Source organism: Oxynema aestuarii AP17 (assembly GCF_012295525.1).
GTDB classification, from domain to species: Bacteria; Cyanobacteriota; Cyanobacteriia; order Cyanobacteriales; family Laspinemataceae; genus Oxynema; species Oxynema aestuarii.
Genome location: NZ_CP051167.1, coordinates 3,534,726 through 3,555,496, shown reverse-complemented (window position 1 = coordinate 3,555,496; position 20,771 = coordinate 3,534,726). Strand labels below are relative to the sequence as shown.

The following is a 20,771-nucleotide window of genomic DNA, read 5'->3' as shown; positions in this document are numbered from 1 at the left end:
GATTTAGTACAACACTTCAGCGTGGAATTTGACGTGTTCTTCGATAAAGGTAGCGATGAAGTAATAGCTATGGTCGTAACCGGGGTGCATTCGTAAGGTTAGCGGCTGACCGACGCGATCGCAAGCCTGCTGGAATTTCTCCGGTTGCAGTTGTCCTTGGGCCAAAAAGGGATCGGCCAACCCTTGATCGATCAAGATCGGGCGATCGCGCCGATGCTCTAAAACTAGCTCAGTCGCATCGTAAGCGCGCCACAAGCCCCGGTCTTCGCCCAAATACCCTCGAAAAGCCTTTTCCCCCCACGGACAGCTCGTAGGGGCGCAAATCGGCGCAAAAGCGGACACGGAGGCGTAGCGATCGCCATTTCTCAACGCGCACACCAGAGCCCCGTGTCCCCCCATCGAATGACCGAAAATTCCTTGTTTCTGGGGATTGACGGCGAAATTGGCAGCGATTAGACCGGGTAATTCGTCTACCACGTAAGAATACATTTGATAGTGCTGCTTCCACGGGTCCACCGTCGCATCGAGGTAAAACCCGGCGCCGCTTCCGAAGTCCCAGTCGTCCTCTTCTCCCGGAATTCCCGTATGGCGCGGACTGGTATCGGGAACCACTAACATGATGCCGCATTCCGCCGCCACGCGCTGGGCCCCCGCCTTGACGGTAAAGTTTTCTTCGCTACAGGTCAATCCGGACAGGAAATAGAGGATCGGAACGGGATGTTTTTGCGCCTGGGGCGGTTCGTAAACCGCAAATTTCATCTCGCCGTTACAGGTTTTTGAACTATGGCGATAAAAACTAACTTTACCGCCAAAGCAGATAGATTCGCTGACAAGTTCGAGCATTGGGAATAGAGTTTAGCTTCGTCGTTCGATGGGCAAGCAAATTGATGGGCGATCGAGAACTTTACTCGATTTAAAAAGTTAAGACGCTGCGAATGGCTTTCCCTTCTTCCATTAATTCAAACGCCGTATTAATTTCTTCAATCGGCATGACTTGGGTGATAAAGTCGTCGAGAATGATTTTACCGTCCATGTACCAATCGACAATTTTAGGGAGTTCCGTGCGACCTTTGACTCCGCCGAATGCGGTTCCTTTCCAAGTCCGTCCGGTGACCAATTGAAAGGGTCGAGTCGAGATTTCTTCCCCCGCCCCGGCGACGCCGACAATGACGCAAGTTCCCCAGCCTTTATGACAGCATTCGAGGGCTTGGCGCATGACGTTGACGTTGCCGATACACTCGAATGCATAATCGGCGCCACCGTCGGTGAGATCGACGAGATAGGGGACGAGGTCGCCTTCGACTTCTTTCGGGTTGACAAAGTGAGTCATCCCCAGTTTTTCGGCGATCGCCTTTTTGCCCGGATTGATATCCACCCCGACAATCATATTGGCGCCGGAAAGCCTGGCCCCTTGAATCACGTTTAAGCCGACGGCCCCCAAACCGAAAACGACGACGTTATCTCCTACTCTGACTTTGGCGGTGTTAATCACGGCGCCGATTCCGGTGGTGACGCCGCATCCGATCAGGCAAACTTTATCTAAGGGCGCGTCTTCGCGGATTTTGGCGAGGGCAATTTCGGGAACGACGGTGTAATTGGAAAAGGTAGAGGTGCCCATGTAGTGGTAGAGGCGGGTTCCACCGACGGAAAAACGGCTGGTTCCGTCGGGCATCATTCCTTGACCTTGGGTTTTACGAATCGCCTGACAGAGGTTCGTTCTGCCCGACAGGCAGAATTTACAGTGGCGACATTCGGGAACGTAAAGGGGGATGACGCGATCGCCCGGTTTGAGGCTTTTGACTTCCGGGCCGACTTCCGCTACAATTCCGGCGCCTTCGTGGCCTAAAATCGCCGGAAACAGCCCTTCGGGGTCGGCCCCGGAGAGGGTATAAGCATCGGTATGACAAACGCTAGTCGCTTTAATTTCGACGAGAACTTCACCCGCTTTGGGTCCTTCTAAATCGACTTGTTCGATGGTCAATCGTTGTTGTGGCGCGTGGGCGACTGCAGCTTTGACTTTCATGATCTGAACCCTCTGTACAATGCTCAGTTTATTGTATCGGTACGGAGGGTTCCGTATTCGCGATCGGCGCGATCTCGTTTCTTGCTGAAGAGGGTAGAGGGGAGGGTGTGTGACGCGGTCAACAAATTGGCTATATTGTCAGGTTCGTGAAATATCCGCGTCACGCACCATCTCGTTGCTGACAACGGCAACAAAATATATATTAAAACAATAAGTTGGTAGGGTGTGTGACGCGGTCAACAAATTGGCTGTATCGTCAGGTTCGTGAAATATCCGCGTCACGCACCATCTCGTTGCTCGATCGCTTTCGAGGTATTCTTTGGGAGAGATAAAAAGCTTGTCGCTGCTGGCAATCATTGACGGTTTGCTCCTATTTTTCGGCGATTCTATCAATTTTTTTTAGAGATATGGTGCGTTGCGGTATCGTTTTGATTCATTACACGAAAGCGTTGCAAAATTGATGCCGGGCGTTGTTTCATGATGTAAATATAAATTTTGGTATCGAATAAGTCCTTCACGCGTCTTACTCACACCAATCATCATGCTGCGGTAGGCTGGGTTGATTGCGATCGCTCATCAAATCATCTGAAATAGCCCCAAAGCTCATCCACCACGCATCCCAATCAAATCGCTTTTGCTCCCGAAGTTGACGCACTCAATGCAAAACTTCCGCCACCTTTGGTTCGAGTAGCTGCCTAATCTCGTCCAAAAGCTGCTCGCGCAATGTCATTACTCTTTTCTTAGATAAATTGTACGTTTAGATTGTAAAACAGGTAGGGTGTGTTGCGGCGACAATAAACCTTTGTGCGTTACCAGAAAACGGCTCTTTAGGGGGATAGAGCGCTTGACGCTAGGCAAGAGTCTAGTTGGCAATATACAACAAATTGTCGTGGGGAATACGGGCTAAATGAGTTGTGCAATTCACCCTTAGTTGCTATTATATACAAAGATTGTATTTTTTTACCGAGTAATTTTTGTGGATTTCTATTAAACTCAATTGAATAGGACTCGGAAAACTCGGTACAGGTTGCGTTTTTCTACTCTTCATAGCAGCAATTCTTATTATTACAACCTGAAATTCAACAGAACTATGGAAATCCTCGGTACATTTGGCAACGATCGCCTGACTGGAACCCCGAACGCTGACATGATCCAAGCGTTGGCAGGGAACGATATCGTCACTGGATTGGACGCGAACGATCTCATCTTTGGCAATCAAGGTGGCGATGTTCTGGCAGGCAACACCGGACGCGACACGATATTTGGCGGACGGGACAATGACACCATTTGGGGTGGCAAAGATGGCGACCATCTTTACGGCGACTTAGGCAAAGACACCATCTGGGGTGACTTCGGTGACGATTTCATCCGGGGCGGAACCTTAGACCCCACTTCTACTGCCGATGTCGAGAGTGATTTGTTGTTTGGCAACAGAGGGCGAGACACCCTCATCGGCGATGCCGGAGACGATATTCTCTGGGGTGGGAAAGACAATGACCTACTGCAAGGAGAGGCTGGCAACGATCGCCCCTACCCCTTCACCGCCACAGCCAAGCCCGTTTGACGATCGCCCGGAAAGCATCGAAAACGCGATCGCTATAACTTCCTGTCAAGCCAAGTTAAGCTTGGCAGTTTGCCGATCGTGCAGAGGTCGTAGCTTTCGTGTAGGGTGGGTTAGGCGGCTGAAACCTAAGCAACCCACCGTTTAAAGTGTGTCGGTCCAGTACGAGTTGCAACGGACGAGAGTTACTAACACGAAATTTTAAATTTGACAGTGACTTGGGTTTTTGACGACAGCAAACCTGGAATCTAGACTAGAGGTAACAAAAGTGCAAACAGAGAATTGAGAAACCCGGGGTGCCTAGCTTAATTTTTGCTATCCGAAAGGAGACGGAGTTACAAAGATGCTAGGTAGGCACAAAAGAACTACAAGTATTGATTCAATATTTTGGCGGGAGTGGCAACAGTATCAAGGCTGTCTCTACAATTGCTGCCTCCGACGCATGAGGGGCAACCAAACGGAGGCGGAAGATGTTCTGGGTATGGCTATGCTGAGGGCTAGGGAGGCTTGGCGAACCAGCAGCAAACCTATTGATAATGTGAAGGTGTGGTTGGTTAGATTGGTGAATAATCTTTGCACGAACCTGCTTAAAAAGCGCGATCGCCTATTTTCCTGTGAAGCTAAGGAAGAGCTATGGGTTAGCCAGGAAGAAGAACCAGATCTTGCCGCGTAGCGGCAAGATCTCGAATTATTTTTTGAGGGAGAAATAAATAATTTGTCCCCCAAATTGCGGGAGACTTTTCTTCTCTACTGGAAGGAGGAGTTGTCTTACAAGGAGATAGCGGAACGGTTGGCGATTTCTCAGGGTACGGCCCGCAAGCGGGTTTCTAATGCCAGGGCCATTTTGCGAGAGCGATGGAACGAGTATGAGGGAGTGGCAGAGGAGTCTAGTTCTTCGTTGGCAGCGGATGTGGAAGGGACGAGTGCGGATGAGTTGCCGGTGGGGGAACCGGCGTTGTTGGCAGCGGATGTGGAAGAGACGAGTGCGGATGAGTTGTCGGTGGGGGAACCGGTCTCTGGTAGGTTGGATGAAGCGAAACGGAACCCAGCAAGGGTTAATCCAGCAGAACTGAGGCCAAAAGAAGAACTCCAACGGCCATTTCTGTTGTTGCCGAGGAGAGAGCAATCTCAAAGGCCCAAATTTGGTTCCTTGTGCGTAAGTCCCGAACCCGGGCTGAAATCTAAATTGCGATCGAGTAAGTTTGCCTTGGTTCTTCGACCCCAGGCAGTCGGGGCTATCTTGGCCAATGCAAGGTTATCGCTTCGGATTAAGAATAGATATCAATTTGAATTGCCCGGAAGATGGGTCTGGTGCTATTTTGCGTCAGGCCAGATTGGACGCGGGAAAAAAAGGTTAATCGGTAAGGGGCGATCGGTATTTAGTAAAATCCAGCTTCTTTCTTTGCCTTTCAGGGGGCCTTGGGTTCCGGTTTCCAGCAGCTTACCTACGGAAAAAATGACCCTGTTATCGGGAAAATGGCCCTGTCGTTCTCCTTAAGAAAGAAATTTTCTCTATTTTGAGGCAGAAAAGTTCACAAACTGCCACCCAAAACTGTCTTATTAATAGATGGAGCAAATTCTATCTTAGGACGCAAATGGGTTGATTTTGCCCCCCTAACCCCCCAAATCTGGGGGGAACCCGATCGCCCGCCAGCCCGCCAGGGATTAAAATCCCTGTCTCAAAGCTAAAGTCGGTTGAAACCGACTGAAAGCAGTCGCGATAACTTGATTTTAGTCCTCTTTAGAGGACTTGAGCTTTGAGGCGGGGAATTTATTCCCCGACGGTAATTGCAATTGGTGCAATATCTCAGTTGAAACCGACTGAAAGCAGTCGCGATAACTTGATTTTAGTCCTCTTTAGAGGACTTGAGCTTTGAGGCGGGGAATTTATTCCCCGACGGTAATTGCAATTGGTGCAATATCTCAGTTCTATTAAAAAGCTGACGAGGGTATTGGCAGAAAAAACCCGGTTGTAGGTTGTGCGAACCTCCGTGGAACCCAACACTATTGATTTAGGGTCTCCAACAGCCAACCTACGGGGAAAATGGCCTTGTCACCTTCCTCAAAAAAAAAATTTTCGATTTTGAGGCAAAAAAGTTCACAAACTGCCACCCAAAACTGTCTTATTAAATAGAAGGAGCGATCGAGTCAATCCTACTTTTTTTGTTGAATTGTTCAAAATTGTTGATGAGGTCAGAAATCATGTTGGTTAGGAATGCTCAAAAATTGTGTGCTGCTTTGGCGTTGGGAATGACAATGGCGATCGTCTCTCCTCTCAAATCTGTTGCTGCTCCTTTATCATGGGAAATCACCTGGGATGATTTGTATCCTGATAATGATGTAGTATTTTCCTTTGAGGGTGAGGATATTGACAACAACGGAATAATTAACTCCCTAAATGGTGAAGTCCTATCCTTTGAGCTTGCGGGATTAGAGGAGCTAGGAGGAGGAGCGATTGATTTGGAGTGGTTATATTTTGATTTGTTTAGGGAGGAGCTGGGTTTCTTGCAGGTTTCAAACGATCGGTTTCTCTTGGCGCGCGAGGGTGTGTTCCGCTTCTCGATTTTGAATGACTTTGAGGATACATACGACAAAGTTTCCTTTTCCAATCCAGTTGCGACGGCGGTGGTGGCGGAGCCGTCAAGCCCCGATCCAGCAGCTCCTCCTCAAGTAATAGGGACCGAAATCGTGGCGACGGAGATGGCCTCTGTCCCAGAGCCTAGCCTGATACTAGGTTTTATTACAGTGGGCGGTTTTATGGTGGGAAGCAGGAAAAAGGCCAAAGCCTAACTGTTTGAACGCCCGCAATACCTCGTAGGGGAAAGTGGCATTTGCTAGATACGGGCAAATCTCTCTATTTTATCCTTTCCCCGCTCCCTTATTGATAAGTATTCAATCGTACATGAGATTAAAGGCGATCGTTGGGTTGAATATTACTGATGTGGTTAATGTTAGTAGAGACCCACCTTTATTATCAAGATTGTCTGTTTTTTGGCAGAGTTTTATGCAGGGTGTGGGATGGAAGGGAAGAGGAGAGGCGATCGCTAGATATTGGAATAGTTGCGCCAGAGGTTTATTTGACTTTTATCAAGAGCTTCTCCATTCAGAATGTATCGCTAGGAATTCGTGGATAACTTATAAGTTAGTCGATAACTTTTAACAACACATCCAGCAAGAGGTGAAGTATCAACGGCAGCTAATAAAACAATAGGACAAGCGATCGCTACTTTTGTCGGAGCGACTCTTCAGAGTTCAGAAAATCATGGGGAGAAACGTATTATATTTAGAAAGCAAAAAACACTGAAAGTCTAAATTACACCAAAACCGGCTTGTAATCTATGGGTGTATGAGGTACAGGAAAAAAGATTCAGAAAAACAAAACTTCAATCGTCTTATGATTGAGACTAGCTACTAAGGAACTCCAAAAATGGTCATAAATGAATGGATAACGCAGCCCAATCAAACTGCTGGCATATGTGGATTCTGTGCAGCCCTATATGCACTATATCAAACAAATGTGAGGTATCGACAACGTTTCCAAGAATTTTCAAAAACAAGCGTGGATAAAATAATTTATTCAGAAGTATCGTACTATATAAAACAGTTGATAGAAAAAAAAGAAAAGGAGGAGTTGGAAGCGCAAGGAGTTTTATCCGAAATAGTTGAATTCACAAAATTATTCGGTGAGAAATATTTTCAAGTTAAGAATAATAATTCTATGGAGGAAGAAAATGAACTTGATGATGTAGTATTTTGGGCAAAGATATTAGCGAAAAAATTTGAAGATGCTTCAAGCTGTCACGGAGATATAGAAAACCTAAAACCGCTAGGGGTAGCAATGACACCAAGAACTATACTTGATTATCTAAAATTCGCCCATGAGCGCTTGGGAGACCCTCATCCAAAACTAAGACTAACACAAAGAATAGATCAAAATGACCGAGTGTTCAACCCAGATGTAGATGAAGCAATCATAGGAGTCAGAGAAGACCTAAACTCTGAATTACCTTCCAACACAAGAATGCTTGAAGAATTCCATGACTATCAACAAATAGCGCACTGGATATACTATTGCAAAGGAAATTTGTATCAATATGGATCGATTTACAAATTACTTTCATTAGAGGATGAAGATTTTATAAAATATAAAAAAGCTGATTCTCCTTCTCCACCTGACAAAAAAGAAGTAATATGCACGATCACCTGGAGCGAGTGAGGAAGAAATCTCATACCAAAAATTAAAATTTTTGACATACTACCGAACGCTGACTTATACGTTCCGGCAAGCACTCCATATTAAGGCGATATGCCCAAACGGGACATGGCGAATTTTTGAGTCTCTATCATGGGGGCGGCACCGGATGGCATGGAACCCAAGCAGGTAGGGTGCGTTGCGGCGACAATAAACCTTTGTGCGTTACCAGAAAACGGCTCTTTAGGGGGATAGAGCGCTTGACGCTAGGCAAGAGTCTAGTTGGCAATATACAACAAATTGTCGTGGGGAATACGGGCTAAATGGGTTGTGCAATTCACCCTTAGTTGCTCTTATATACAAAGATTGTATTTTTTTTACCGAGTAATTTTTGTGGATTTCTATTAAACTCAATTGAATAGGACTCGGAAAACTCGGTACAGGTTGCGTTTTTCTACTCTTCATAGCAGCAATTCTTATTATTACAACCTGAAATTCAACAGAATGATGGAAATCCTCGGTACGTTTGGCAGCGATGTCCTGATTGGAACCCCGAACGCTGACATGATTCAAGCGTTGGCAGGCAACGATATCGCCACTGGATTGGACGCGAACGATCTCATCTTTGGCAATCAAGGTGGCGATGTCCTGGCAGGCAACACCGGACGCGACACGATATTTGGCGGACGGGACAATGACACCATTTGGGGTGGCAAAGATGGCGACCATCTTTACGGCGACTTAGGCAAAGACACCATCCTGGGTGACTTCGGCGACGATTTCATCCGGGGCGGAACCTTAGACCCCACTTCTATCGCCGATGTCGAGAGTGATTTGTTGTTTGGCAACAGAGGGCGAGACACCCTCATCGGCGATGCCGGAGACGACACCCTCTGGGGTGGGAAAGACAATGACCTACTGCAAGGAGAGGCTGGCAACGATCGCCTCTCTGGAGATATTGGCAGCGATACGCTGATTGGGGGCGAGGGCAACGATATTTTTGCGATCGGTCGTTTGACCGGGATTCCGGGAGTTATCTCTACAGGTGGGAACACCCTAGCTGAGGCCGATCGCATCGAGGATTTCAGCAACGGCGAAGATCGCATCGAACTGATTGGCGACCTAACATTTGACCAGTTGACATTAACTGTGGAAAATTGCAACACGGTAATTCGCGACAGCGAAAGCGGTCAATTTTTGGCAACAGTTATCGGTGTCACCAATCTGGAAGCCAGCGACTTTATTCCCCTGACTCCTACCCCAGAATCCGATTCAAGTCAGGCTTCTCGTCCGTTACCGATTCCTACCTTCACTCTCACCTCCACTCCGACACCAACTCCTATATCTGCACCGGAGCCAACACCAACTCCTATATCTGCACCGGAGCCAACCCCGACTCCAACACCAGCACCGGAGCCAACACCAGCACCGGAGCCAACACCAACTCCTATATCTGCACCGGAGCCAACACCAACTCCTATATCTGCACCGGAGCCAACCCCGACTCCAACACCAACTCCTATATCTGCACCGGAGCCAACCCCGACTCCAACACCAGCACCGGAGCCAACACCAGCACCGGAGCCAACACCAGCACCGGAGCCAACCCCGACTCCAACACCAGCACCAGCACCGGAGCCGACACCGGAGCCAACACCAGCACCAACACCAGCACCGGAGCCAACACCAGCACCAACACCAGCACCAACACCAGCACCGGAGCCAACACCAGCACCAACACCAGCACCAACACCAGCACCAACACCAACACCAGCACCGGAGCCAGCACCAGCACCGGAGCCAACGCCAATTTCTAATCCGGTTTACAATTTCTCCACAGCCTCCAACCCAGTTCAGGAAGGCGACACGACCAACACCGTCACTGTGCTATCGCTGAACCGCAGCGCCAACGCCGTTGCGGAGGATGTAACCCTGGGCTTCAGCACGAACCAGGGCGGTGGCAACGTGACCACTGCAACAGCAGGCGACGATTTCAACGGCGCTGCGATCGTTGTGAGTTTTGCTGCGGGTGAGACCAGTAAAGTCGTGCCATTTGAGATTTTGGGCGATACAACCCATGAAAATGACGAGTACATCTGGTTGGTGATGACAGGCTTTAGCGGTTCAGGTCAGATTGGCACCACCCAGCCCGATGCTGGGTTTAAAATCCTCAACGACGACACGGCTCCGGCTGTACCAACGGCGACGGATGACGGCAATTACAACGTCAATGTGGGTCAAACCTTCACCCTTGCTACCAGCGCCACCAACGACCTACTCGACAACGACATCCTGGGATTTCCCACCGCCACCCTAACTCAATTCGGTGGGGGAAGTTTGGGAGGTGCGGTGACGGACAATACTGCTGGAAGTTCTGTCAATTTGGCGGGGGGAACCTTGACGGTGAATGCCGATGGCAGCCTGAGCTTGGCGAACCCCAATACCACCGGAACTTACAGTTTTAACTATCGCTTGGAAAATTCGGTGGGTTCCAATGACGGCACAATAACTATCGAGGTTACTGCTGCACCAACGGCCACCGATGACGGCAATTACAACGTCAATGTGGGTGAAACCTTAACCATTGCTACCAGCGCCACCAACGACCTACTCGATAACGACACCCTGGGATTTCCCACCGCCACCCTGACTCAATTCGGTGGGGGAAGTTTGGGGGGTGCGGTGACGGACAATACTGCTGGAAGCTCTGTCAATTTGGCGGGTGGGACACTAACGGTGAATGCCGATGGTAGCATTAGCCTCGCCAATCCCAACACGACAGGAACCTTTACATTCGACTATCAGCTCGAAAATTCCCAAGGAACGGATACGGCGACTGCGACGATTGTAGTGCAGGAGCCACCTACGGCTACCGATGATGCCTATACTGCTGAAACCAACCAAACTTTAACGATTGCAACGGCAGATGCGAACGATATTATCGACAACGATACAGTCGGTTCGCCTGCGGCTACCATTACCCGTTTTGGGGGTGGAAGTTTGGGAGGTGCGGTGACGGACAATACTGCTGGAAGTTCTGTCAATTTGGCGGGGGGAACCTTGACGGTGAATGCCGATGGTAGCCTGACTTTGGCGAACCCCAATACCACCGGAACTTACAGTTTTAACTATCGCTTGGAAAATTCGGTGGGTTCCAATGACGGCACAATAACTATCGAGGTGACTGCTGCACCAACGGCCACCGATGATAGCGGTTACTTGGTTGCGTCTGGAGGAACGTTGAGCGTTGCCACCACGGACACCAACGATTTGCTCGATAACGATATGTTGGGTAGCCCCGTATCGACCCTAACAACATTTGGCGGCGGCGACCTCGGTGGCGATGTGACGACGAATGCGGCTGGGGATGCTGTCGGTTTGGCGGGGGGAACCTTGACGGTGAATGGGGATGGCAGTTTCAGTTTAACCAATCCAACGGTGCCTGGTTCTTACAATTTTGACTATCAGTTGTCCAACTCAGCCGGGACTTCCGATGGAACCGTTAATATCCTGGTTGGCATACCGCCGGTTGCGGTGGCGGATGGTGTTAACGATCCGGCAACGACGACTGTCAACGAGGAATTGTATGTGCTATTCTTGGATGCAACTGGGCAGGTTTACAACGCCAGCCCGTTTACAGCATTCGGCGGCTTGCTCGGTAATGATACGTTAGGCTTCCCGGCTGCGTCGATTACCAGTTTTGGTGACGGCGATTTGGGCGGTTTTGTAACGGATCATGCGGCAGGTAGCTCGGTGGCGTTAGCAGGGGGTACGCTGACGGTTAATTCCGATGGTAGTATTACTTTGGTTAATGCTTTGGCTCTAGGGGCGACAAATACCTTCAGTTATCGCTTGGAAAATGCTGCTGGTGTGTCTGATACTGAGGTAACACTCTTTGTTGTCTAGATTTAATCTTGGTTCCGAGGGTGTTGGGTTTCCTTTCGTCAACCCAACCTACAAGTTAGGTAGGGTGCGTTACGGCGACAATAAACCTTCGTGCGCCACGAGAAAATGGAAATCGCCGTAACGCACCACCTCCACATTTCCACCACGACCCAGAAATTATCCGTTTTTCTGGGTCGGTTTTGTCTGTGTAAACCCAATATTTATTAATGGGATTTTTCGGTGGGGGCGGTGCGTTGCGGCCAGGTTAATATTTTCGTGCAAACCCATAATTTATCGATGCCGCAACACACCCTACCGGGATTTTGGGAAACGCCACAACCCATTTCGGTGGGGGCGGTGCGTTGCGGCCAGGTTAATATTTTCGTAAACACCCATGATTTATCGATGCCGCAACACACCCTACCGGGATTTTGGGAAACGCCACCCTCCACATTTCCGCCCAAATCGATCGTTTCTGACATCATCATCGCACCATCCAAATTTCATAAACACCCAGAAATGATCCGTTTTTCTGGGTTGGTTTTGTCTGTGTAAACCCAATATTTATTAATGGGATTTGTTGGTGGGGGCGGTGCGTTGCGGCCAGGTTAATATTTTCGTTACAACCCATGATTTATCGATGCCGCAACACACCCTACCGGGATTTTGGGAAACACCACCCCCCACATTTCCACCATTACAATCGTTTATAACATCATCATCGCACCATCCACATTTCACAAAAACCCAGAAATGATCCGTTTTTCTGGGTCGGTTTTGTCTGTGTAAACCCAATATTTATTAATGGGATTTTTCGGTCGGGGCGGTGCGTTGCGGCGATGTCGATATTTTCGTTACAACCCATGATTTATCGATGCCGCAACACACCCTACCGGGGGCGACCCCATCAAAGGTAGGGTGTGTTATACGGCCAGAAAATGTGAACCGTCACAAATCAATCATATTTCCGCATAACGCACCATTCCAAATCGCGCGACCCCATCATAGGTAGGGTGTGTTATGCGGTCAGAAAATGTCAATGGTAACAAATTAATGGTATTTCCGCATAACGCACCATTCCAAATCGCGCGACCCCATCAAAGGTAGGGTGTGTTATGCGGCCAGAAAATGCGAACCGTCACAAATCAATCATATTTCCGCATAACGCACCATTCCAAATCGCGCGACCCCATCATCGGTAGGGTGTGTTATGCGGCCAGAAAATGTCAATGGTGACAAATTAATCATATTTCCGCATAACGCACCATTCCAAATCGCGCGATCGGCCAATTGGAATCATCGCATCATGCAAATGATATCAATATCGGGGATGGTGCGTTACGGCGATTTCAATATTTGCGTCAAAACACATCATTTATTCCCGCCGTAACACACTACCGACATAATTTTGAATTTTTAATTGAAATGTGGTGCGTTACGGCGATTTCAATATTTGGGTAAAAATTCTGGTTTATTCCCGCCGTAACACACCCTACCGACATTTTTAATTGAAATTACTGGCCCCAATCGGGGGGATAAATGCCTTGTCGAATAAACCGATGAATGCTTGACCACGGCCAATCTGTGGGTGATTTACATAACCCATGTTTCACTGGGTTAATATGAATATAATCGCAATAGGCGGCAAATTCTTGTTCGTCCCGTACCCGATGTTCCCAAAACCGCCGTTGCCATAAATTCCGTTCCCGACGGGCTTTTCGCGATGCGGTTATTGTTGTCTCTAAATTCAAGCGATCGCCGATCGCTCTAGTTACATGGCTTTTCACCAAACGCATTCTCGTTGAAAAATCCCCGTCGTTTTCCGGTAGCGTCCACAGACAATGAAAATGGTCGGGTAGTAAGACAAAAGCATCAATTTGAAAGGGACGTTTACGGCGAACCGTTTCGATCGCCTGTCGCAACGCTACCCTAGCCATATCGTCGCACAACCACGGCTGGCGATCGCACGTCACCTGTGTAAAAAAATAGGTTGCCCCCTGCCAATATTCTCGCCGATATTCTGCCATTGTAATCAGTCGAAAATTGCGATCGTATTATTATGATAGTGGTGCGTTGCAGCCAGGTTAATATTTTCGTTACAACCCATGATTTATCGATGCTGCAACACACCCTACCGGGATTTTGGAAAACACCGCCTTCACATTTCCACCATCACGATCGTTTCTGACATCATCATCGCACCATCCACATTTCACAAACACCCAGAAATTATCCGTTTTTCTGGGTCGGTTTTGTTTGTGTAAACCCAATATTTATTAATGGGATTTTTCGGTGGGGGCTACTGCTGTGACCGCTTTAAAATAGTATATTAGAGCCGAAGTGAGTTGGAGAGTCAGATGGGACGAGGAAGAAGAGACAAAGTTATTCTGAGTGTCGAGGAGAGAAAAAATCTAGAAGCAATTAGCCGCAATGGTTATGCGCCAGCAAAGAAAATCCTTCACGCTCAAATATTACTGATGTCAGACGAGGGGGAGAAAGCCACCCAAAAATGGACAGATGAAGAAATAGCCAGTGCGCTGAACATGCACCGCAACACGGTCGGTCGAGTCAGAAAAAATTTCTCAAATTAGGAATGGCCCCAGCCTTGGAACGCAAAAGAAGGATGTTGCCCCCAGTAAAACCAATTGTTGATGGAGCAACAGAAGCCCACATCATTGCTCTATGTTGTTCAGAACCCCGACAAGGGAGAGCGTACTGGAGTATTCGCCTTTTAACATCCGAATTGAAAAAACGCTACTATTGTCACAGAAATTGGCCGAGAAACAGTGCGAAAAACACTAAAAAAACCTTCTTCGCCTTTGGAAAAAGCAAAGATTCTGCATCCCAGAGCGAGATTTGCCGAGATTCGTAGCCGATATGGAAGTGGTTCTAAACCACTACACCTGTCCGGAGAATTCAGAAATCCCGTTAATCTGCATGGATGAAGCCAGCAAGGAATTACATGGATATTTATACAAACCGATGCCGATGCAGCCTGGAATGGATGCCAAAGAAGACTATCACTACACTCGTGAAGGAGTAAGAACTCTGTTTATATCTTTAGATCCCCATCGCGGTTGGCGACGGGTAAGTTGTCGAGATAGTCGCACTTCCTCAGACTGGGCTATTGAGTTGAAACATCTATTAGATGTTGATTATCATGTTGATTATCCTCATGCCCCGAAAATTCGATAATTATGCGACCACCTCAATACCGATAAGATTACGTCTTTGTATAACAACTTTCCCGTTCCTGAAGCTCACCGTTTAGCTCGGCGCTTAGAAATCATTCACACTCCACGGAATGGAAGTTGGCTGAATGTGGCTGAAACTCTACCGAAGATGCCAGAGTCAAGCTCAAACATTTATAGCATTTCTCGAATAAGTGTGGTAAGATCTAGAGAATAGTTTGAGCGGTCGATTAGAAGATGAAAGCTTATTCCATAGATTTACGACAAAAAATCATAGATGCCTATCAAAGAGAAAAAATTTCTCAATCTGACCTGGCCTTACGCTTTGGAGTCTCGCAAAGTTTTGTCAGTAAACTTGTAAAGCAGTATCGAGAAACAGGAGAGGTCGCACCAAAGCCTTTTAGGGGAGGGGTCAAACTGACATTGCAACCGAAAGATCTAGAAATTTTGGCAGAATTAATAGAAATCAACAATGACGCCACCTTAGAGGAACTCTGCGAGCTACTTAAAGAAAAAACGGGGATTGCAATTAGTCGAGCCACTATGGGGAGAATGACTAAAAGGCTAAATTTTACCTGAAAAAAGAAGACCATTCATCCAACCGGGAAAAAAAGTGAGAGAGTCTAAAAGCTCAGAGGAGACTTTTGGGATAAGATTCGCTCGGCTCCAGTTAAAGACTGGGTTTTTGTCGATGAATTCGGCGTTAACTTGGCTTTGGTTAGGTTAAATGGTCGTGCAAAAAAAGGAAAAAGAGCTAGAGGAAACCGTCCTCACAAGCGAGGAAAAATATTTCTAGTATAGGGTCAATTAGTCAGAGAAGTATTCTAGCTTCCCTTAACCTTCTAGGGGCAGCAGATGGGTTAACTTTTGAAACGTTTGTTGTCAATAAGCTGGTTCCAAAGCTTTGGAAAGGTGCTCGTGCGATCCTCTATAATAGTACCCTCTATAAAGGAGAAAAATTTAAAAAAACCATCGAGAAAGTAGGAGCCAAACTGGTATTTTTACCTCCTGACTCTCCTGAGTTCAATCCAATTGAGAATTGCTGGTCTAAAGTGAAATCTAGTCTAAGGTCTCTGAAGACCAGAACTTATCAAGAATTACAAGAAGCTATGGAAAAATCTTTGTCGGCGGTTTCGGAAAAAGACCTGAAAAACTGGTTCGTACATTGTTGTTATACTATTACAGATATTTGAGAAAAACTATATATCCTGTTTTTGAACTTGATGAAAATTTTCCAACTAATGCACCAAATTAGCGCGGTCACGGCACTACCAGACTCCCCGCAAGGGGATTGAAACAGGAAGCGTCCAGTAATGTCCTGTAGGGTTTTTTGAGATTTTCGCGATCGACAGTTTCTTAATCATTCGATAAAGTCGCCCCGACGATCGCCTCCCACGGATACCGCCGTTTCCCCGACCGTCCCCAACCACCTTAAGATCTTTAAGATCTGCATCAGTTTTTTTGCAGGTGCGGTTGACGAGTTTTCCGATAGCATGGGAAACAATCGTGCTTTCCCTCGCGATCGCAGCTCGATCCAGCACTCGGCGATCGCCCGTCCTCCCTCAACTCGATCGCACCTGCCATGACAGATATTAGCCCTCTGATTCCTTCCTCCCAACTCCCCCTGTGGGGCAAACGGATTTTAGTCACCGCCCCGCGCAATTACGCCATTCGCTTCGCCGCCGAAATTGCCCGTCGCGGCGGCTTTCCCCTGTGGATGCCCACCATCGAAACCCGCTCCTTAAGCTGCACCGACGCCCTCGACGACGCCTTACAACACTTGCCGGACTTCGATTGGATCGCCTTCACCAGTCGCAACAGCATCGAAGCCGTTTACGAACGGATGCAAGCCCTCCGCATTCCCCTGCGCCACCTCGACCGTCCCTGTTCCTGCGCCATTGCCAAAGATGCCGAACGCCTTGCCGAACTCGGCTTGACCGTCGATCTGATTCCCGGCGAATCCAGTCCCGGAGGGATCGTCGCCGAACTCGGCAAAGTCGCCGACATCGAAGGACAGAACATCCTCGTTCCCGTCCCCGAAATCGTCGGTTTTCGCGAACCGGAAGTGGTGCCCAACTTTATCGCCGGATTGGAAAACCTCGGCTTGCAAGTGACTCGGGTCAACGCCTACACCACCGCCGTCATCGATCCGGCTTGTTATCAAGTTGAATTAGAATTGTTGAAATCCGGTCAACTCGACGCGATCGCCTTCAGCAGCAGCGCCGAAATCGAAGCCCTATTAACCGTCGTCTCCCCATCGGACCTAAACCCCTACACGATCGCCTGTTTTGGTCCCTACACCGCCCACCACGCCAAAACCTGCGGCTTAAACGTGGCCATTGTCGCCCGCGATTACAGTTCCTTCATCGGATTTGCCACCGAAATCGCCGCGCACTTCCAACCCGTCCCCGTCCTCGCGTAAAGCCCCGATCCCGTGGGGCGATCGATCGCCCGATCTTCCCCTTTGCCATCTCGGCGAAGGGGATCGCTGATTTTGAGCGGGCGATCGCCAAAGCAACCAGCACTCTACTATAAGCTAAAAGTGCAATTCACTATTTCACTGGTCAATGGGCAACAGTAGCACTCTCCTCGAACAAGCTTGGGAACGATTGCAAGACTCGATTATTTATTATTACGATCGCCCCGTCGGAACCGTTGCCGCCTGCGATCCGCATGTATCCGCACTCAACTACGATCAGTGCTTCATCCGCGATTTTGTCTCCTCTGCCTTAGTCTTTTTGCTCAAAGGACAAACTGAAATTGTCCGAAACTTCCTCATCCAAACCTTAAAACTGCAAATCAAAGAGAGACAACTCGAATTTTTAGAACCCGGTCGCGGTTTAATGCCCGCCAGTTTTAAAGTCGTCCACGCCAAAGAAGAACAAGTCTTAAAAGCCGATTTTGGCGACCACGCGATCGGTCGAGTCACCCCCGTAGACTCCTGTTTGTGGTGGATGTTCCTCTTGCGCGCCTACGTCAAAGCCACCGGAGAAATATCCCTCGCCCACCAGCCAGATTTTCAACGGGGCATCCGCTTAATTATGGAACTGTGCTTGATCGCGCGGTTCGATTTATACCCCACCTTACTCGTTCCCGATGGCGCCTGCGCCATTGACCGCCGCATGGGCATTAACGGGCATCCGGTCGAGATTCAATCCCTCTTTTTCGCCGCCTTACAAGCCGCCAGAGAACTGTTATTAGATAACGAACAAAACTCCTATACCAATCAAGCGGTCAAACATCGCTTAAAACCCCTCGCCCATCACTTGCGCCATCATTATTGGCTGGATTTAGAACGATTAAATATTATCTATCGCTATAAAGGGGAAGAATACGGCGAAGAAGCCCTCAATCAGTTTAATATTTATTCCAATTCAATTCCTTACGACCAACTCAGTCGCTGGTTACCCGAAGGCGGCGGGTATTTAGCGGGAAACTTAGGTCCGTCCCTGTTAGACTGTCGCTTTTTCAGTGCCGGAAACTTGATGGCAGTGATGGCGTCGATGACCACGATCGCCCAATCCCAGGGGATTATGGAGACCTTCGAGCAACGCTGGAGCGATTTAATCGGTCAGATGCCCGTGAAAATGTGCTTTCCGGCGTTAAAAGACCGCGACTGGGAGTTACTGACCGGATGCGACCCGAAAAACCGCCCCTGGTCCTATCATAATGGCGGCAATTGGCCCGTACTGTTGTGGATGTTGACCGCCGCCGCCATCAAAACCGATCGCGCCGACTTAGCGAAACGAGCGATCGCGATCGCGGGCGATCGGCTGCAAAAAGACGAGTGGCCCGAATATTACGACGGTAAAAATGGGCGCTTAATCGGTAAAGAAGCCAGAAAATATCAAACTTGGACGATTTCCGGCTTTCTGCTGTCCCAACTGCTGATTGAAGACCCCCACTATTTAGACTGGATTACCTTCGATCCGGCCCCGGAAGTAGACGGCGACGGCGAAACCTAACGGGTGACAGGTTAGGGCGATCGTTCCGGCGATCGTCCCAAGCTGCGAACTGAATCCAAAATCAGCCCATAGAAAAAACCCGGCAGCTTATTATCGCTACCGGGTTTCTTCAAGTGAGTGGCGGGAGGCGGATTTGAACCACCGACCTTCGGGTTATGAGCCCGACGAGCTACCAGACTGCTCTATCCCGCGTCGCCTCAGCTAGTATAACCAAATCCTTTCTGATTTGACAACCCCTAAATTTGCTTTTTTTGGGAAATTTCCTGATTTTGGCAAATTTTCCGCCAGGCTTTAAGGGCTGAAAGCCAGGGATGACAAGCTTTTGAGCAATTTAGAAATTTTCTGAAAAAATTGCTTCGACCCGATCGCAGACGAACCGTATTCCGAAATAAGCCATCCAAAACCGGGCGATCCAAAAAAGAGGAGAGTTCGCATCACTCTCCTCTTTTTTTGAACTGAGTTGAACCGAGAACAAACAACAACTCTTGTCGTTCTACTTCCCTCGGAGCGCGATCGCTACACTTTCGCCTCTTCCTTCACCAACCGATCCCAGCCGAGATCCTTGAGATTGTTGTTGCGGCGCAGGGGACGAGTCACCAACTCCAGAATATCCCGGGCATTCGTAAAGCCGTGAATCTGAGCGAAAGTAAACTCTACCGACCACTTCGTACTGATTCCGCGCGCCTCCAACGGATTCGCGTGGGCCATACCCGTAATCACCAAATCCGGTTGCATCTGTTGAATCCGTTGCAGTTGGTTGTAGTTATCCGGTTTTTCGATAATCTTCGGCACCGGAACCCCCATTTGGTGGCACGTTTCCTCTAATAACTTGAGTTCCGCACCTTGGTAGCGCTTGTCCATATAAGGAATACCGATTTCCGGACAAGTCATCCCGCAACGAATCAAGAAACGGGCGAGGGAAATTTCCAACAAATTATCGCCCATAAAATAAACCGACTTACCGCGAATCAATTGGACGTAATCCTCTAAATTCGCCCAAATCTGCGCTTCCCGTTCCTCCAACCCTTGCGGTTCGATTCCGAAGACCGAGCAGATTTTCTCAATCCACGCCCGGGTTCCATCGGGTCCGATAGGGAACGGCGCGCCGATTAACTTGCACTTGCGACGGCGCATAAAAGTCGTCGCAGTACGGCTGAGGAAAGGATTGACGCCGCAAGCATAATATCCTTCTTCAATCACCGGGAGTTCGGTGTAGCGTTTGGACGGCAACCAACCGGAAACGGCAATCCCTTGTTTCTTCAGTTCTAAGCTCAACTGGGTGACCACCGGATCGGGGAGCGAACCAAACAGAACCAAAGGCGGGTGATTGCCATATTCGGTTTCGGTTTCCGGTGAGTCTTCTTCATTTTTGCGCCCGAAGCTGAGCAGTTTTTGAATGGCGTTGCGCTCTTGCTTCTCCTCTTCTTTCTCCACCTTACTCGGACACCGTTGCACCATCGCGGCGAGTACGGTGTCTTCGCCTTGAGTAAAGGCATAGTCCAAGCCATTTGCACGGGCCACCACGATCGGAATTCCGATTTCGCTTTCCAGCTTCGGCGCTAGACCTTCGAGGTCCATTTTAATAATTTCAGTCGTGCAAGTGCCGATCCAAACGATGACGCTGGGATTGCGATCGCGCTTGATCTGCAAGCACAGGCGTTTCAACTCTTCATAATCGTTGAGTTGAGCGGAAATATCACCTTCTTCCAGTTCCGCCATGGCATAACGCGGTTCGGCGAAGATCATCACTCCCATCGCATTTTGGAGGAAGTAGCCGCAAGTTTTGGTTCCGATCACCAAAAAAAAGCTATCTTCAATCTTCTGATAAAGCCACGCCACGCAGCTAATCGGACAAAACGTGTGATAATTGCCAGTTTCGCACTCAAAGGTTAGCGCTTCAGATTGGGCCACACTCATGGAATAATTCTCCTCTCGTGTACAAATGGCTAGCCAA

13 protein-coding genes, 1 tRNA gene and 2 pseudogenes are annotated in these 20,771 nt (G+C 48.6%); 10 read left to right on the top strand and 6 right to left on the bottom strand.

The features are described 5' to 3' along the window. Positions 1-3: 3 nt before the first annotated feature. Together fghA and HCG48_RS14450 are read right to left on the bottom strand one after the other, a co-directional pair. Positions 4-843 (bottom strand): S-formylglutathione hydrolase, encoded by an 840-nt coding sequence (gene fghA, locus HCG48_RS14455; RefSeq protein ID WP_168569790.1) that lies wholly within the window; start codon positions 841-843, stop codon positions 4-6. A gap of 70 nt (positions 844-913) precedes the next feature. Further along, positions 914-2,023 (bottom strand): S-(hydroxymethyl)glutathione dehydrogenase/class III alcohol dehydrogenase, encoded by a 1,110-nt coding sequence (locus tag HCG48_RS14450; protein WP_168569789.1) that lies wholly within the window; start codon positions 2,021-2,023, stop codon positions 914-916. Between the two features lie 1,090 nt (positions 2,024-3,113). On the opposite strand from HCG48_RS14450, the gene HCG48_RS14445 reads away from it, so the two are divergent. The 6 genes from HCG48_RS14445 to HCG48_RS14420 all read left to right on the top strand — a co-directional run bounded on the left by HCG48_RS14445 (position 3,114) and on the right by HCG48_RS14420 (position 11,682). Further along, on the top strand, positions 3,114-3,587 hold the full coding sequence (locus HCG48_RS14445) for a calcium-binding protein (protein ID WP_168569788.1): 474 nt from the start codon (positions 3,114-3,116) through the stop codon (positions 3,585-3,587). A gap of 340 nt (positions 3,588-3,927) precedes the next feature. Beyond that, positions 3,928-4,257, top strand: a complete 330-nt coding sequence (locus HCG48_RS26875; protein WP_375339315.1) for an RNA polymerase sigma factor — start codon at positions 3,928-3,930, stop codon at positions 4,255-4,257. Positions 4,258-4,299: 42 nt separating this feature from the next. Further along, the gene (locus tag HCG48_RS26870; protein ID WP_210437037.1) at positions 4,300-5,082 is read left to right on the top strand and encodes an RNA polymerase sigma factor; all 783 of its coding nucleotides are present in this window, start codon (positions 4,300-4,302) and stop codon (positions 5,080-5,082) included. Between the two features lie 689 nt (positions 5,083-5,771). Continuing rightward, positions 5,772-6,374, top strand: a complete 603-nt coding sequence (locus tag HCG48_RS14430; RefSeq protein ID WP_168569786.1) for a PEP-CTERM sorting domain-containing protein — start codon at positions 5,772-5,774, stop codon at positions 6,372-6,374. Positions 6,375-7,011: 637 nt separating this feature from the next. Further along, a complete protein-coding gene (locus HCG48_RS14425) occupies positions 7,012-7,800 on the top strand; it encodes a hypothetical protein (protein ID WP_168569785.1) in 789 nt (262 codons plus the stop codon). A 480-nt stretch (positions 7,801-8,280) separates the two neighbouring features. Then, positions 8,281-11,682, top strand: coding sequence for a Calx-beta domain-containing protein (locus HCG48_RS14420; protein WP_168569784.1), 3,402 nt, complete (start codon positions 8,281-8,283; stop codon positions 11,680-11,682). A gap of 203 nt (positions 11,683-11,885) precedes the next feature. Here the strand turns inward: HCG48_RS14420 and HCG48_RS14415 are convergent, their stop codons facing one another. Beyond that, positions 11,886-12,149 carry a hypothetical protein gene (locus tag HCG48_RS14415; protein ID WP_168569783.1) on the bottom strand — a complete coding sequence of 88 codons (264 nt, stop codon included), beginning with the start codon at positions 12,147-12,149 and terminating at the stop codon, positions 11,886-11,888. A gap of 1,026 nt (positions 12,150-13,175) precedes the next feature. Next, on the bottom strand, positions 13,176-13,688 hold the full coding sequence (locus HCG48_RS14410; RefSeq protein WP_168569782.1) for an REP-associated tyrosine transposase: 513 nt from the start codon (positions 13,686-13,688) through the stop codon (positions 13,176-13,178). A 330-nt stretch (positions 13,689-14,018) separates the two neighbouring features. On the opposite strand from HCG48_RS14410, the pseudogene HCG48_RS26100 reads away from it, so the two are divergent. The 4 genes and pseudogenes from HCG48_RS26100 to HCG48_RS14385 form a co-directional block, all read left to right on the top strand. Continuing rightward, a pseudogene (locus tag HCG48_RS26100) lies at positions 14,019-14,994 on the top strand (IS630 family transposase); the annotation flags it as partial. 95 nt (positions 14,995-15,089) lie between these two features. Continuing rightward, a pseudogene (locus HCG48_RS14395) lies at positions 15,090-16,045 on the top strand (IS630 family transposase). Between the two features lie 389 nt (positions 16,046-16,434). Next, positions 16,435-17,274: a uroporphyrinogen-III synthase gene (locus tag HCG48_RS14390; protein ID WP_168569779.1), complete on the top strand. Its 840-nt coding sequence runs from the start codon at positions 16,435-16,437 to the stop codon at positions 17,272-17,274. Between the two features lie 145 nt (positions 17,275-17,419). Next, positions 17,420-18,817: a glycoside hydrolase 100 family protein gene (locus tag HCG48_RS14385; protein WP_168569778.1), complete on the top strand. Its 1,398-nt coding sequence runs from the start codon at positions 17,420-17,422 to the stop codon at positions 18,815-18,817. Between the two features lie 118 nt (positions 18,818-18,935). Here HCG48_RS14385 and HCG48_RS14380 read toward each other — a convergent pair. Both HCG48_RS14380 and HCG48_RS14375 read right to left on the bottom strand, forming a co-directional pair. Further along, a tRNA-Met gene (locus tag HCG48_RS14380) sits at positions 18,936-19,009 on the bottom strand. A gap of 324 nt (positions 19,010-19,333) precedes the next feature. Next, entirely contained in the window at positions 19,334-20,734 is a 1,401-nt protein-coding gene (locus tag HCG48_RS14375) for a ferredoxin:protochlorophyllide reductase (ATP-dependent) subunit N (protein WP_168569777.1), read from the bottom strand. Between the last annotated feature and the right edge of the window lie 37 nt (positions 20,735-20,771).

Bases quoted from the DNA above. Each gene is read 5' to 3' on its own strand.
- fghA (WP_168569790.1), bottom strand. From the start codon at position 843: ATGCTCGAACTTGTCAGCGAATCTATCTGCTTTGGCGGTAAAGTTAGT.
- HCG48_RS14450 (WP_168569789.1), bottom strand. From the start codon at position 2,023: ATGAAAGTCAAAGCTGCAGTCGCCCACGCGCCACAACAACGATTGACC.
- HCG48_RS14445 (WP_168569788.1), top strand. From the start codon at position 3,114: ATGGAAATCCTCGGTACATTTGGCAACGATCGCCTGACTGGAACCCCG.
- HCG48_RS26875 (WP_375339315.1), top strand. From the start codon at position 3,928: ATGCTAGGTAGGCACAAAAGAACTACAAGTATTGATTCAATATTTTGG.
- HCG48_RS14430 (WP_168569786.1), top strand. From the start codon at position 5,772: ATGAGGTCAGAAATCATGTTGGTTAGGAATGCTCAAAAATTGTGTGCT.
- HCG48_RS14425 (WP_168569785.1), top strand. From the start codon at position 7,012: ATGGTCATAAATGAATGGATAACGCAGCCCAATCAAACTGCTGGCATA.
- HCG48_RS14420 (WP_168569784.1), top strand. From the start codon at position 8,281: ATGATGGAAATCCTCGGTACGTTTGGCAGCGATGTCCTGATTGGAACC.
- HCG48_RS14415 (WP_168569783.1), bottom strand. From the start codon at position 12,149: ATGATGATGTCAGAAACGATCGATTTGGGCGGAAATGTGGAGGGTGGC.
- HCG48_RS14410 (WP_168569782.1), bottom strand. From the start codon at position 13,688: ATGGCAGAATATCGGCGAGAATATTGGCAGGGGGCAACCTATTTTTTT.
- HCG48_RS14390 (WP_168569779.1), top strand. From the start codon at position 16,435: ATGACAGATATTAGCCCTCTGATTCCTTCCTCCCAACTCCCCCTGTGG.
- HCG48_RS14385 (WP_168569778.1), top strand. From the start codon at position 17,420: ATGGGCAACAGTAGCACTCTCCTCGAACAAGCTTGGGAACGATTGCAA.
- HCG48_RS14375 (WP_168569777.1), bottom strand. From the start codon at position 20,734: ATGAGTGTGGCCCAATCTGAAGCGCTAACCTTTGAGTGCGAAACTGGC.